General features: G+C 37.1%; 16 protein-coding genes and 1 pseudogene. 8 read left to right on the forward strand and 9 right to left on the reverse strand.

All coding sequences use genetic code 11. From position 1 onward, the window contains the following. Positions 1–48: 48 nt before the first annotated feature. Positions 49–1,032 (reverse strand): M23 family metallopeptidase, encoded by a 984-nt coding sequence (locus JFU18_RS18205; protein WP_078185109.1) that lies wholly within the window; start codon positions 1,030–1,032, stop codon positions 49–51. A gap of 189 nt (positions 1,033–1,221) precedes the next feature. Here JFU18_RS18205 and lipA point away from each other — a divergent pair, with 189 nt between their 5' ends. After that, positions 1,222–2,118, forward strand: coding sequence for a lipoyl synthase (gene lipA / locus JFU18_RS18210; RefSeq protein ID WP_002015922.1), 897 nt, complete (start codon positions 1,222–1,224; stop codon positions 2,116–2,118). A gap of 20 nt (positions 2,119–2,138) precedes the next feature. Here lipA and JFU18_RS18215 read toward each other — a convergent pair whose 3' ends face one another. Then, positions 2,139–2,618 (reverse strand): YbaK/EbsC family protein, encoded by a 480-nt coding sequence (locus JFU18_RS18215; protein WP_002089362.1) that lies wholly within the window; start codon positions 2,616–2,618, stop codon positions 2,139–2,141. 82 nt (positions 2,619–2,700) lie between these two features. Further along, positions 2,701–3,255, reverse strand: coding sequence for a histidine phosphatase family protein (locus JFU18_RS18220; protein ID WP_002034582.1), 555 nt, complete (start codon positions 3,253–3,255; stop codon positions 2,701–2,703). Positions 3,256–3,388: 133 nt separating this feature from the next. Between JFU18_RS18220 and JFU18_RS18225 the strand changes: the two genes are divergently transcribed. Then, entirely contained in the window at positions 3,389–3,832 is a 444-nt protein-coding gene (locus JFU18_RS18225; protein WP_061690077.1) for a hypothetical protein, read from the forward strand. A 23-nt stretch (positions 3,833–3,855) separates the two neighbouring features. Here JFU18_RS18225 and JFU18_RS18230 read toward each other — a convergent pair whose 3' ends face one another. After that, complete coding sequence (locus tag JFU18_RS18230) at positions 3,856–4,671, reverse strand: YhfC family intramembrane metalloprotease (RefSeq protein ID WP_061690078.1); 816 nt, start codon at positions 4,669–4,671, stop codon at positions 3,856–3,858. A 99-nt stretch (positions 4,672–4,770) separates the two neighbouring features. Between JFU18_RS18230 and JFU18_RS18235 the strand changes: the two genes are divergently transcribed. Beyond that, positions 4,771–5,502: a MerR family transcriptional regulator gene (locus tag JFU18_RS18235; RefSeq protein ID WP_201034456.1), complete on the forward strand. Its 732-nt coding sequence runs from the start codon at positions 4,771–4,773 to the stop codon at positions 5,500–5,502. A gap of 28 nt (positions 5,503–5,530) precedes the next feature. On the opposite strand, the gene JFU18_RS18240 is transcribed toward JFU18_RS18235, so the two are convergent. Then, entirely contained in the window at positions 5,531–6,109 is a 579-nt protein-coding gene (locus JFU18_RS18240) for a YhcN/YlaJ family sporulation lipoprotein (RefSeq protein ID WP_002015915.1), read from the reverse strand. 118 nt (positions 6,110–6,227) lie between these two features. Between JFU18_RS18240 and JFU18_RS18245 the strand changes: the two genes are divergently transcribed. Then, positions 6,228–6,530 carry a YutD family protein gene (locus tag JFU18_RS18245; RefSeq protein WP_002015914.1) on the forward strand — a complete coding sequence of 101 codons (303 nt, stop codon included), beginning with the start codon at positions 6,228–6,230 and terminating at the stop codon, positions 6,528–6,530. A gap of 10 nt (positions 6,531–6,540) precedes the next feature. Here JFU18_RS18245 and JFU18_RS18250 read toward each other — a convergent pair whose 3' ends face one another. From JFU18_RS18250 to glpX, 4 genes are all read right to left on the reverse strand, one after another. Beyond that, positions 6,541–7,062, reverse strand: a complete 522-nt coding sequence (locus JFU18_RS18250) for a GNAT family N-acetyltransferase (RefSeq protein WP_002034590.1) — start codon at positions 7,060–7,062, stop codon at positions 6,541–6,543. Positions 7,063–7,073: 11 nt separating this feature from the next. Beyond that, complete coding sequence (locus JFU18_RS18255; RefSeq protein WP_085312701.1) at positions 7,074–7,571, reverse strand: cytoplasmic protein; 498 nt, start codon at positions 7,569–7,571, stop codon at positions 7,074–7,076. A 372-nt stretch (positions 7,572–7,943) separates the two neighbouring features. Then, positions 7,944–8,210 carry a DUF3055 domain-containing protein gene (locus tag JFU18_RS18260; RefSeq protein WP_002034592.1) on the reverse strand — a complete coding sequence of 89 codons (267 nt, stop codon included), beginning with the start codon at positions 8,208–8,210 and terminating at the stop codon, positions 7,944–7,946. Positions 8,211–8,226: 16 nt separating this feature from the next. Next, positions 8,227–9,198: a class II fructose-bisphosphatase gene (glpX, locus tag JFU18_RS18265; protein ID WP_002015911.1), complete on the reverse strand. Its 972-nt coding sequence runs from the start codon at positions 9,196–9,198 to the stop codon at positions 8,227–8,229. A gap of 147 nt (positions 9,199–9,345) precedes the next feature. Between glpX and JFU18_RS18270 the strand changes: the two genes are divergently transcribed. The 4 genes and pseudogenes from JFU18_RS18270 to JFU18_RS18285 all read left to right on the forward strand — a co-directional run bounded on the left by JFU18_RS18270 (position 9,346) and on the right by JFU18_RS18285 (position 12,805). Then, on the forward strand, positions 9,346–9,786 hold the full coding sequence (locus JFU18_RS18270; protein ID WP_201034455.1) for a DUF86 domain-containing protein: 441 nt from the start codon (positions 9,346–9,348) through the stop codon (positions 9,784–9,786). Between the two features lie 78 nt (positions 9,787–9,864). Further along, positions 9,865–10,497 carry a helix-turn-helix transcriptional regulator gene (locus tag JFU18_RS18275; protein WP_201034454.1) on the forward strand — a complete coding sequence of 211 codons (633 nt, stop codon included), beginning with the start codon at positions 9,865–9,867 and terminating at the stop codon, positions 10,495–10,497. A 107-nt stretch (positions 10,498–10,604) separates the two neighbouring features. Next, entirely contained in the window at positions 10,605–11,369 is a 765-nt protein-coding gene (locus JFU18_RS18280; protein WP_201034453.1) for a TIGR01457 family HAD-type hydrolase, read from the forward strand. 76 nt (positions 11,370–11,445) lie between these two features. Beyond that, positions 11,446–12,805, forward strand: a pseudogene (locus tag JFU18_RS18285) (IS3 family transposase). The last annotated feature ends 220 nt before the right edge of the window (positions 12,806–13,025 follow it).

Consider the following 13,025-nt stretch of genomic DNA (forward strand, 5'->3'; position numbering starts at 1 on the left):
GTTCTATTGATTTATATTTATAAAAATAACCGTAGCGATTTGCTACGGTTATCGTTTTGTATTTGCTCGTTCTTTTCGTTCCCAAAGGCTTAAATGCATGTATGGATCGAAAGCCCATTCTGTATAGCCATTGTCTTTATACATGCCGAAATGTAAGTGGGGCGGGAATTTTCCAGCTGTACCAGGAGGACCGTAGCCGGTACTACCGACAAATCCGATTACTTTTCCTGGTTCGACAATTTGTCCGAGCTGTATTTCTTTAGAGAACCCGCCTAAATGAGCGTAATAGTGGTAATTATTATGAAGGTCACGAATACCAATGCGCCATCCACCAAGACGATTCCATCCTTTTGTTTCAATAACGCCATAGCAGGTTGATCGTACTGGTACGCCATATCCAGCAAAAATATCGGTTCCTTCATGAATCCTCCTGCCGCCAAAGCTTCTACCAGCACCGAAAGTACTACGATAGCTATGGTCACTGCGAATCGGGAGAGGGAAAGCATTACCTTCTAAATTAATGCGTCCATAATGTTTATAAATTCGGGCGTATTCTGTAATTAATTCAACTGTTTTTGCACGTCTATAATATTCCCAAAGCATAATGTTAATACGGTCTTCCGACGTTCCTTGTTTCTTTAAAATAGTTGCTGCTGTATGCAGAAGATCACGGTCGTTATTTGCATTTGCAAATCCATCTTTGTCACCATCTAAACCCATTCCGCCAAATAGAGAAATTGTATGGGGGAGAGTATCATTACTATTAACAGGTCCAGCCCATATTTCAGGTTTGAAATAAAGGGAAATGATGGCATCGGTTTTTTTCGGAATATCCTTTCTTACGCTCCGTATGTTTCTTTCGTATTGATCCATTGCAGCTAAGTAATACCACGGAATACCTGAAGATTGCTCAGTTTCTTTATATAGTGCCATGCGCTTTTCATATATGCTTTGCTGATTATCTTCACCGTAAGCGATGTTTTGGTGGAGAAGAAAGCAAATCGAAAGCAAAAGAGAAATTTTTCGAAGCATGAAATAGACTCCTTTCACAACATCACTCTTTTTAGTGTGGGATATACGGAGTATTTCATTATAGGGAACGATTGGAAAAAATCTTAGAATCTTCATTTGAGCAAATCGCTTTCATACGTTAGAATAGATATGTTACATTGAAAGAAGCGAACACGGTAAACTATTTCATATTGTGCGGAGTTGATAACCATGACAAAACAAACAGAGTATAAGCGCAAGCCCGAATGGTTGAAAATTAAGTTAAACACGAATGAAAACTATACAGGCTTAAAGAAAATGATGCGTTCTAAGAATCTTCATACAGTTTGTGAAGAGGCGAAATGTCCGAATATTCATGAATGCTGGGCTGTAAGGAAAACAGCAACATTTATGATCTTAGGTGCGGTTTGTACACGTGCTTGTCGTTTTTGTGCGGTTAAAACAGGCTTACCAACTGAGCTTGATTTACAAGAGCCAGAACGCGTAGCAGATTCTGTAGTACAAATGGGCTTAAAGCACGTTGTTATAACAGCGGTTGCACGTGATGATTTAAAGGACGGCGGAGCAGCTGTTTTTGCTGAAACAGTACGCGCTGTACGTCGTGAAAATCCATTCACGTCTATCGAAGTATTACCATCTGATATGGGTGGGGTAGAAGAAAACTTAAAAATGTTAATGGATGCAAAACCAGATATTTTGAACCATAACATTGAAACAGTACGTCGATTATCTAACCGAGTTCGCGCTAGAGCAAAATATGACCGTTCATTAGAGTTTTTACGTCGAGCAAAAGAAATGCAGCCTGATATTCCAACTAAATCGAGCATTATGCTGGGCTTAGGTGAAACGAGAGAAGATTTAATTGAAGCAATGGATGACTTACGTGCAAACAATGTGGATATTTTAACTCTTGGACAATACCTACAACCATCTAAGAAGCATTTACCAGTTATTAAATATTATCCACCAGCAGAATTTGCAGAGCTAAAAGAAATTGCACTTAGCAAAGGATTTAGCCACTGTGAAGCTGGCCCACTTGTACGTTCTTCTTATCATGCGGACGAGCAAGTACGTTCTGCAAAAGAAAAAGTAGCAGAAGCGAAATAATGAAAAAAGAGAGCTAATCATTAGCTCTCTTTTTTCTTATACTCTAAAACTTTATTTTGACATGTGGATAAAATCTTTTTTAATTCCTCTGTGGATAATTCAATTGTAAATTCAGGTACACCAGGTGTAATTAAAATTTTATCGTAAGTATAAATTGAACTGTCCACAATAATCGTTACATCTTGTGAATAACCGAAAGGAGCTACACATCCAGGAGTGCAACCAGTTTCTTCTCTTAGCTCATTAGGAGAACAGAGAGATAAGTTCTCTCCTGTTATTTCCTTCATCTCTCCTCGGTTGAGGCGAGTGCCTTCTAACGTAAAGAATACGTAATGCTCCCCGGATTTTGATTTTAAAAATAAGCTTTTACTTGGAGTGCCTTGCAAACCAAGTCTTTCACGAACGATACGATCTGTTTCATAGTCAAGTACTGGTTCGTGTTCAAATTTTTCATAAGAAGCATTTGTTTTATGTAGTAAAGAAAGTACGTCTTCGTACATATTGAATGATACCCCTCTCTATGTTTACTGCAGTTCTACCATATCTCCTCGCGGTGTCAACTGAATGTATTGGAAAGGGATATTACTTGGATGGCGCTTCCCATAATCGTTTTATGATAGATTGTTCATCAAGTGTAATTTCATAAATATCAGGATTCGTTAAAGTTTTCCATGTGTCAAAGCCAATAGTATGATCAAAGTGCTTTAAAATTAATGTGAGTAAGTTGCCGTGTGTAACGAGTAATGTTGTGTCATGCTCTAGTTTTAAAACTTCCTGAATAAGTGAGATGGCGCGATCCATCGCTTGTTTTGTTGACTCTCCGCCTGAAAAGGCAATATCTATATTGGTAAAAGTGTATTCTAGTTTTTGAAGCCAATCATCCATTGAAACAGTGCTTAATATGCGTTCTGCTAACCGTTCATCTTCTTGAATAGATAAATTAGCTTGGAGGGCATATGGCCGAATAGAATCGATAGCTCGGACAAATGGGCTTGAAATAATATGATCTATTTGTAGATGATTTTCCATGAGGAATGTAGCAACGGTGTTTGATTGGTCTCTTCCCATGTTTGTTAATTCGGCATTACGCTCTTGTCCAGTTGCGGAACAATGTCGTATTACAATAATTTTCTTCATAATTCATCCCCATCTTTCAAGTTGACCATATATACTTCGACAAATGTGGGAAAAATTCCTTTTTATTGGAAACGGAATAGTGATCTAAGTATGTGGAAAAATAATGTGGATAATGAAAATTTGAGGTGCAATTATGAAAAAAATGATATGCATTGTATTCAGTATTTGTTTTCTCGCGCAATTGTCCACAACATATGCACAATCAAATCAAAAATTAGACTATCCAAGCAATCGAAATAAATCGTTTGTGAATGAAAATCTATTTTATGAACAGTTAGATAAGAAGGTCTATAAGGAATACAAAAATGCTTCGTATAGTGTTCGAAAGAAAATTTTATGGAAAGAAGTACAAGATGCAGAATTTACCTTCCGACAAAAAACAGCTGTCGGCTGTCGTAGTAGAGTGGTGATTCAGGATTCGTTTGTTCATCCAGATCGCCAAGTTTATTTTTTTGGTTCCTTTTCTCAAGATGAAGTAGATGAGTTTCATAAGTACATCGTTATAGATGCAGAAACAAAGAGGGAGCTGCGAGGGGGGAAAAGTTATCATCACTACGAAAATCCATATAAAAAATAACCCACCAACTGGTGGGTTATTTTTTACTCTGGCACACTTACTAATTTCTCTTTCATTTTACGAATAAGAATGAAACCACCAATCGCGAAGAGAAGAGTAATTCCTTCTGCTACAAAGATGTTAATCATTTTTGTTTGGTAAAGTGCTGCGAAAAAGTCTACAAGTGCGTGGAATAGTATAGCGTATACGAGGAAGATGTATTTCTTTTGTTTTACCGCGTATACGACAAGCATTGTGAAGGCAATTTGCAATACAAGAGCCATAATTCTTTCCAAGCTGCCAAGGAAGTATAAATAAGCAGGTTGTTCTATTAACATATCCTTTACAAGGTTTAATTGTGGTAGTTTTTCTGCCATTTGAGCGAAGCTACCATTGTTAATAGCATTAGCGAATATAAGTGTCTGCAATGCAGAGAATCCGCCAACTAAAATGGATTCAGTCCCGCCATGACCAATTCCATAAGCGAAGCCATCTTTATATTCTAGATATTTTTTTAGTAGGAAGAAGAAGGCAACGAAGCGTCCTAATTCTTCAAAAATACCAGCAGTTAGTCCGCCATAAATTGCAAAGACATACGGATTTTCTAAAAATGGAGCGATTGCTGGATTACCACGTATAAATAGGTGGAACGGTGTTTCGAGAATTTGGGTAAATCCAATAAAGATAAGAACACCAACGCCGACCACTTTCCAATTAATATTATATTTTTTACGGAAATAAACGAGTACAATAATTGGGACCAGAACCGAAACAACGAGTTGAAATATGATGCTGGCAATTACAGTATTTGAAACCATACTTTCACCGCTTTCTAATATATGTACATATCTATTATGCATGAAATATGGGAGAGATGAAACTTTTAGAGATAAATGAATTTACTTATTGACTCTAACGTTGCGTCATACTTTATCGTATGTACTAAGGGGGAGATACACATGACAATGAAGGTAAAAGAAGTAGCTAATTTAGTTGGAATTAGTGTGCGCACACTGCATCATTACGATGAAATTGGGTTATTAACCCCAGACGAGACGACAGAGTCTGGATATCGTCTGTATTCCAATGAAAATTTAGAGACACTGCAGCAAATTTTATTTTTTAAAGAACTAGGCTTCCCTTTGAAGAAGATTAAAGAAATTATCATGAGTCCATCATTTGATCATGAAGAAGCGCTACAGCTTCATAAGAAAATGCTTCTTGAAAAGCGTGCTAGGTTAGATAAAGTGATTGCGACGATTGATAAAACAATTCAGCATACAAAAGGAGAGATTGATATGACGAATAAAGAGAAATTTGAAGGATTTGATTTTAGTCATAACCCGTACGAAGAAGAAGCACGTGAACGATGGGGAGATGAGGCTGTAGATAAAGCGAATAAAACAGCGAAGGGGATGTCTAAAGAGAAACAGGAGGAGTTTAATAATATTTATAGAAATCTAGCAACAATTCGAAATGGAGCACCTGATTCTAAAGAGGCGCAATCCGCAATCGGGGTATGGTACGATTACTTGCAAAACTTTGGTGAATATTCATTAGAATCCTTTAAGGGGCTCGGTCAAATGTATGTTGCTGATGAGCGTTTTACGAAAAATATTGATAAGTTTGGTGAAGGTTTAGCGCAGTTTATGTGTGATGCGATGGAGGTTTATGCGGATCGTAAGAAATAGTAAAAAGGTGGAGGTTTTCTCCACCTTTTTATTTTTTAATCATGTCATTTAAAGTTTGATCCCCCGTATTGTTCAAATGAGGATTATCGCTCATTTCACGTTTTAACATATCAAGACTTTGTTCATATTCTTTATCGTTTAAGCTACCAGATTGAAGACCTTGAATTTGAGAAATCAACTTTTGGTTTGTTGATACATATGCTTTATAATAGCGAGGAACGATGGACAAAGCAGTTTTATATACTTGATCTGTTACGAGTTTTGGATCCGTTGTGTTTGCACGGTATACAACGAACACTTCGTCGTCGGTAACGAGTGTAGCGGCATTGGTGACGTCAGGAAGTTTGACTGTCATGCTTGTAATCATTTCAGCGACTTTCTCACGGTTAATGGCGCCTACTTGTTTGTTAGATACTTCATGTTTTTGTTTAGATGAATAGCCCACCCTTGTGAGCCGTGTATTTGTATTTTCCGTATGATACATGTCGTTTTTGTTGGAAACAAGAACACGACTTCCTTCTTCACGCTCCATTTCGGCTTTATTAGTTGATTGGCAGCCTGCAAATAAGGAAAGAGTGAGAAGAGAGAGTATAATTTGTTTTTTCACGATGTAGCACCTCCTTCTCCATAGCATGCACTAATTTTCAATTTTTTGTATTTGAAATTGTTGGTTGTTATGCTTTGTGATACGATAAAAAGAAGAATGCTTAGAGAGGAAGTTCATAATGGAGCAAAAGCAAGAGATTCATACTACGGTGAGCGTTAATAATGTTCAGTACGAAGTAATTAAAAACTTTCGTGACGGTTTTAGTGAAGAAGCACTTAAAGAGCGCTATGCAGAAATTTTAAATAAATATGATTATATCGTTGGAGACTGGGGTTATGAGCAACTTAGATTGCGCGGATTCTTTGATGATAGTAATCAACGTTCGACATATGATACGAAAATTAGTACTTTATCAGAGTATTTATACGAGTACTGTAACTTCGGTTGTGCACACTTCGTATTACGAAAAGTGAAGAAATGAAAAAATCCTCTTACGATTGTAAGAGGATTTTTTCATAGCAGTTATACCAATTATGAGGAGGCTGTTTACTTTTGAAATAAACAGCACCTCGGCAAATATAATTGTTTTTTTCGTATAGGCTTAATGAAACGGGATTACCTGTAAAACAATCTAGGCGTATTCCTTTGCAACCTTCCTGTCTTGCTTCACTTTCCCAAAAGGATAATAGTACTTTGCTATATCCTTTGCCCTGCGCGAGCGGATGGATGACAAAAGAGTGGACGATAAGAAAGCGTCCGTCTGTTTCTGACCAATCAATTAGTTCGTATTCTGGAGATTGCCACTCGTTTAACACGACAGCACCAACGAGTGAATCATGCTCAAACAGGCAATACAGTTCACCTTGTTTTAAATGATAGGAAATATGGTCTCGCGTAGGATAAGAATCATCCCATTGATAAATTTGGTTTTGTAAGAGTAATTCTTTGCATGCTGTATACATTACATCTAAGTCGTTCAATAAATCAATCGTACCTTTTCTCACCGTTAACATGGGAGTCCTCCTTACAAACAAATTGAAATGTAATCACCTTCAGAAAGCATTTTGTTTGGTTTCATTTGTTGTCCATTTAGTTGGATAGCTCCATTTTTAATTTTATCCACAATGATAGTACGGCTCCAATCTGAAATATATGTGGATAGCACTTTATCAATTCGGTGGGAACCAAAAACGATGTCTAATACGATCGTTATTTCGGCTATACCACTTTCTTTGTATTGTGTAATGGAAATGGTAGTACTTGTTTCAGTTTGTTCTTGCTGAGTCATATCGACAGTTTCGACGTGATCAGTAAATGATTTATAAATGTGAAGCTTTTGGTTCCACGTATGATCTTTCGGACACTTATAAATGGCAAATCGGTATATGTTTTTTCCGTTTGCGTTATGTCTGCGAATGTTCGTGTCGGTAAAAAGGGTAGTACGCCTGCAATTTTTACAATACTTTTCGATTGTGTTTTGCTCATTTTCATATAAACTCCAAGAAAGTTGTACTTTCTGCATTTTCCTTCACCTCTTATAGTAGTGGCAAAGAAACGTAATACAGCTATTTGGATGTCTTGTAGTATGAAGACATAAGAAAGAGACAAAAATAAAAGGAGGTTCCCGAAAGAGGAACCTCCGTAAACATCATACTACAGATGCGTTACGTTCCTTTGTAATGGGAATGGCAGACTACTCCCTTGAAAAAGCACGGTGCTTTTTTGAGAGTAATACTATCCAATTGCTGGTCCATTACAAAGTAAATGTTGGCATACGCAGATAACGTCCTTTCTATCCAAATAGATTTGTTCATAAGTATAACACATAAGATTGAAAATTCGAAATATAAATTGTAAAAAAACACCAGCTAACATAGCTGGTGCACCAGATAAATTATATAAGTTCAAATAAAAATGAGCGTAATTCTTCTGCATTTTCTTCAGACATCGAAAATGCATGCTCTAAGTAGCCTTGTTCATTTAAATCGTCAGGACCGATGATAGCAAATTTGTTGCTTTGCATATCAAGGACTATCGTTTTACCGTAATGACGATCGGAGTATAGAAGCGCTAAATCATGACGCTCATTTTCCCCCAAAAAGCTAACGAAACGCGTTTTTGTAGCGACTGTATCGTCGTACAGAAAGAAACGTTCTTCCATACACATGGCTCCTTTATTAAATATCTAAGTTTAAGTGTGGTTTATGGTCTAAATGGTGGTGTGTTTTAATAAATCTTACCGTTCTTGTTTTGTAACGCATAACGATAGAATATGTTTCAGCTAAATCTCCGCCAAGGAATTTCACGCCGTCTAATAATTCACCAGCAGATACACCTGTTGCTGAGAAGATTGCATCATCACCAGATACTAAGTCATCTAACATAAGAAGTTGACGAGGATCTTCTAATCCCATTTCACGACAACGAGCTTCTTCTTCTTCGTTCATTGGAACTAAGCGAGCTTGCATTTCACCTTCAAGGCATTTTAATGCTGCTGCAGAAATAACGCCTTCTGGAGCTCCGCCTACACCTACGAATAAGTCGATACCTGTTCCAGGTAAAGCTGTAGCGATTGATGCACCAACATCTCCATCACCAAATAGTTTTACGCGTGCACCTTTTGCACGAACACGGTCAATAATATCTTGATGACGTTCACGTTCTTGGATGATAACCGTTAGGTCACGAATTTTTTTATTGTTTGCTTCTGCTACAATATCAATTGTTTTTTCAATTGGATCATCTAAGCTAATTTTACCAGCTGCTTTTGGACCAACCGCGATTTTTTCCATGTACATATCCGGAGCATGAAGAAGGTTTCCTTTATCTGCGATTGCGATAACTGCCATTGCATTTGCAAGACCTTTCGCAACGATGTTTGTACCTTCTAATGGGTCAACGGCGATATCTACTTCTGGACCGTTACCTGTTCCTAGTTCTTCACCAATATACAACATCGGTGCTTCATCAAGTTCTCCTTCACCGATTACAACTGTACCTGCCATGTTTACTGAATCGAACATATCACGCATAGCTGTAGTGGCTGCATCATCTGCTTCGTTTTTCTTTCCGCGGCCCATCCACTGTGCGGATGCTAAGGCTGCTGCTTCTGTTACACGGACAATTTCTAGTGCGAGTTCACGTTCCAAGGTTGCATTCCTCCAATTTCAAAAATCATACAAATATAACTATAACAAATAACGAGGAAAAGGTGAATTCGAAAAATTGTCGATTTTTTCAGAAGAAAGCGTTACAATTAAAATGTAAATGCTTTAATTTCCAGGTAGGTGACATTCATGTACTTCGTAGACAGAAAAAAAATAGAACAAATGCTAGTATGTTTAGAACGAGCAACAAATACATTTCAAGAGAAAAAGACATATGAAACAGAGTTTGAATTTTATGCATTAGAGCGCATAGCCCATCTTATTATCGATTGTATATTAGATGTAGGGAATGCGATGATTGATGGATTTATTATGCGCGATCCAGGAAGTTACGAAGATATTATTGATATTTTAATGGACGAGAGAGTTATAAGTGGAGAAGAGGGAGCGCATATTAAAGAAATTATTCTTCTTCGAAAAATGCTTACGCAAGATTATATTCAAATGAATCATGATGAATTATATAAGACGATTCAAAAAAATATCGCAGTGGTAGAGAAATACCCAACGAATATTCGTAGTTATTTAGAAAAGGAATTAGGACCTGTATCTGCATTTGTACCAGAATAATTATGCTTATAAGATCCCCGGAGATTCCTTTGGGGATCTTATATTGTATATGAGAAAGAAAAGGGAGAAGGGTGAAATATGGGGGAAGCACGTACTACGAAAGAAGAGATTGTACAATTATTGAAGGTAAAGGGTGAGCATACTGTAGCAGATTTAGCTGAAGCTTTAGAGATTACTGAGATGGCGATTCGAAGGCATTTAAGTAAACTGGAGAAAGATGAGCTAATCTATTCAAAGATGGTAAGACAGCATGTCGGACGACCAACATATTTGTATGGATTAAGTCAAAAGGGAGAAGATACATTCCCGAAAGAATATAAGCAATTTGCTATTGATATGCTAGAAGATTTAGCTCGAATGGGCGATGAAAAAATGCTGCGTCACGTCTTGCAAGCGAGAACGAAACGAATGGAAGAACAGTTGCAAAAGAGGATAAGTAATCAAAGCAATTTAGCGTATAAAGTTCAAGAAGTAGCTGCTATGCAAGAGAGAAACGGTTATATGGTTCAAATAAAGCGAGATGGGGAACTCTCTTTCATACTTGAAAAGCAAAACTGTCCGTTAAAGGAAATTGCAGAGAGATTCCCGCAAGTGTGTGAAGATGAAAAAGATATGTATAAGCGGTTATTTGCAGATGCCAATGTGAAGACGTTAGCAAACATGTGCGTGGGCGATTGTAATTGTTCGTACCAAATAAAAGAGAAAAAATGAACGTTATGGGACGCTTTAAGGTAAAGCGTTTTTTTCTTTTGAAAAAGGGGTTAATATAAGAGTGGTATGATAGATATGAACGTTAGCATAGAAGGAGAGGCAAACAGATGTATAAAGGCTATTTAATTGATTTAGACGGTACGATGTATCGCGGTGAAGAACAAATTGAAGAAGCAAGTGACTTCGTAAAAGCATTAGGAGAACGCGGTATTCCATGTTTATTCGTTACAAATAACTCAACTCGTAAACCAGAACAAGTTGCAGAAAAGCTTGTTCGTTTCGATATTCCAGCGAAAGCGGAGCAAATATTCACAACGAGTATGGCTACAGCGAACTTTATTTATGAGCGCAAACAAGATGCAACTGTATATATGATTGGTGAAGAGGGATTACACGCTGCACTTGTGGAAAAAGGCTTTGAACTTGTGGATGAAAATCCTGATTTCGTTGTTGTTGGTTTAGATCGTGATATCACATATGAAAAATTAGCGAAAGCGTGCCTTGCTGTGCGTAACGGTGCAACGTTTATTTCAACAAATGGGGATATCGCAATTCCAACTGAGCGCGGATTATTACCAGGTAACGGTTCATTAACATCAGTTGTTGCAGTATCAACAGGTGTGGACCCAATCTTTATTGGTAAACCAGAATCAATCATTATGGAACAAGCGTTAAAAGTGCTTGGCATAGGAAAAGAAGAAGCTTTAATGGTTGGGGATAACTACGATACAGATATTTTAGCGGGGATAAATGCTAGTATGCATACCCTTCTTGTCCACACTGGAGTAACAACTGTGGACAAGTTAACAGAATATGAAGTACAACCGACGCAAGTTGTGCACAACTTGACGGAGTGGATTGAGAAGATGTAATGAAAGGCAGGTAACCGGAAGTGAACTGCACCCCAATTGTTAGACACAGTCTAACAATTGGAGGTGTAGTTTTTTTATGACTAAATTTACTTCAGAAGACAAAATGAATGCAGTAATACATTATCAAGATGGAAGTGAGAGTATAAAAGATATTGCGAAATCATTAGGAGCGAATCACGAAGTGGTTCGCATGTGGATAAAACAATTTGAATATCATGGAATCCAGGCATTTGAAAAAGGCTATACAACGTATTCTGCACAGTATAAACTAGACGTACTAAATTATATGTTCGAAAATGGGACGTCTCCAAACGAAACGGCAGTTATTTTTAATATTTCTTCACCTGGACTTATTAGAAAATGGCGCATTCAACTACATCAAAAGGAGTAGACGCCCTTAAATCGAAGAAAAAGGGGCGTCAATCTATGACTAAGGACAATCAAAAATCAATCAACAAACAAACACAAATGGAAGCGTCAGTAGAAGCATTACAAGCTGAATTGGAGCGTTTGCGTATGGAGAATGCTTATTTAAAAAAGTTGAATGCCTTAGTTCAAAACAAGGAAAAATCACCAAACAAGATAAGGCGCAAGTAATCTATGAACTAAGGAAAGTATTTCCAGTGAAGGCACTTTTAAAATTAGCAGAACTCCCACGAAGTACGTATTATTACTGGATACAGAATTCTAATCGCCCGGATAAAGATAAAGAGTTAAAGATCTTAATTCAAAACATTTACGATGAACACCAAGGTCGTTATGGATATCGCCGTATTCGCGATGAGTTAATGAACCAAGGACACAAAATCAACCATAAAAAAGTTCAACGAATTATGAAAGAGTTAGGTTTGAAGAGCTTAGTTCGTATGAAAAAATATCGCTCTTATAAAGGAAAAGTAGGTAAGATTGCGCCAAATATTTTAGAACGTAACTTTAAGGCTGAAAAGCCGAACGAAAAATGGGTTACAGACATAACCGAATTTAAATTATGCGGCGAGAAGCTCTACTTATCACCGATGTTAGATTTATTTAATGGAGAGATAATCGCTTATACAATTGATTCAAGACCAACCTATTCACTTGTATCGAAGATGTTAGAGAAGTCTTTTCAACAATTGACAGAAGAAGACGAACTCCTTATTCACTCTGATCAAGGCTGGCATTATCAAATGAAGAAGTATCGTCACGCCCTAAAAGAACGCAAGATTACTCAAAGTATGTCTCGTAAAGGGAACTGTTACGATAATGCGGTTATTGAAAGTTTCTTTGGTATTATGAAATCTGAATTTCTTTATCTAAAAGATTTTGAAAGCATAGAACACTTTAAACAAGAATTTGAAAAATATATCGATTATTATAATCACAAACGAATTAAGGCGAAATTAAAAGGCATGAGTCCGGTACAATACCGAACTCATGCCCTAAAGGCTGCCTAATAAAACGACCTGTCTAACTTTATGGGGTCAGTTCAGAAGAGGTTGCCTGTTTTTTATTTCTAAAATAAAGACGCTAAAAATAGCCGTTCTATATCCCGCTCATACAAAGTACAAAAAAGACGAATAAAATGATAACAATACCAATGCCAAAGTTAAATACAAGAGTACTATCCATATATGTAACCTCCTTGTTTGAAAGTAAAAAGCACTCTGGCTGGAG

Origin of the sequence: Bacillus sp. TH22, assembly GCF_016651015.1 — a bacterium.
Classification (GTDB): Bacteria; Bacillota; Bacilli; order Bacillales; family Bacillaceae_G; genus Bacillus_A; species Bacillus_A mycoides.

Bases quoted from the DNA above. Each gene is read 5' to 3' on its own strand.
- JFU18_RS18205 (WP_078185109.1), bottom strand. From the start codon at position 1,032: ATGCTTCGAAAAATTTCTCTTTTGCTTTCGATTTGCTTTCTTCTCCAC.
- lipA (WP_002015922.1), top strand. From the start codon at position 1,222: ATGACAAAACAAACAGAGTATAAGCGCAAGCCCGAATGGTTGAAAATT.
- JFU18_RS18225 (WP_061690077.1), top strand. From the start codon at position 3,389: ATGAAAAAAATGATATGCATTGTATTCAGTATTTGTTTTCTCGCGCAA.
- JFU18_RS18250 (WP_002034590.1), bottom strand. From the start codon at position 7,062: ATGTTAACGGTGAGAAAAGGTACGATTGATTTATTGAACGACTTAGAT.
- JFU18_RS18230 (WP_061690078.1), bottom strand. From the start codon at position 4,671: ATGCATAATAGATATGTACATATATTAGAAAGCGGTGAAAGTATGGTT.
- JFU18_RS18275 (WP_201034454.1), top strand. From the start codon at position 9,865: ATGGGGGAAGCACGTACTACGAAAGAAGAGATTGTACAATTATTGAAG.
- JFU18_RS18260 (WP_002034592.1), bottom strand. From the start codon at position 8,210: ATGGAAGAACGTTTCTTTCTGTACGACGATACAGTCGCTACAAAAACG.
- JFU18_RS18235 (WP_201034456.1), top strand. From the start codon at position 4,771: ATGACAATGAAGGTAAAAGAAGTAGCTAATTTAGTTGGAATTAGTGTG.
- JFU18_RS18245 (WP_002015914.1), top strand. From the start codon at position 6,228: ATGGAGCAAAAGCAAGAGATTCATACTACGGTGAGCGTTAATAATGTT.
- JFU18_RS18255 (WP_085312701.1), bottom strand. From the start codon at position 7,571: ATGCAGAAAGTACAACTTTCTTGGAGTTTATATGAAAATGAGCAAAAC.
- JFU18_RS18220 (WP_002034582.1), bottom strand. From the start codon at position 3,255: ATGAAGAAAATTATTGTAATACGACATTGTTCCGCAACTGGACAAGAG.
- JFU18_RS18270 (WP_201034455.1), top strand. From the start codon at position 9,346: ATGTACTTCGTAGACAGAAAAAAAATAGAACAAATGCTAGTATGTTTA.
- JFU18_RS18280 (WP_201034453.1), top strand. From the start codon at position 10,605: ATGTATAAAGGCTATTTAATTGATTTAGACGGTACGATGTATCGCGGT.
- JFU18_RS18215 (WP_002089362.1), bottom strand. From the start codon at position 2,618: ATGTACGAAGACGTACTTTCTTTACTACATAAAACAAATGCTTCTTAT.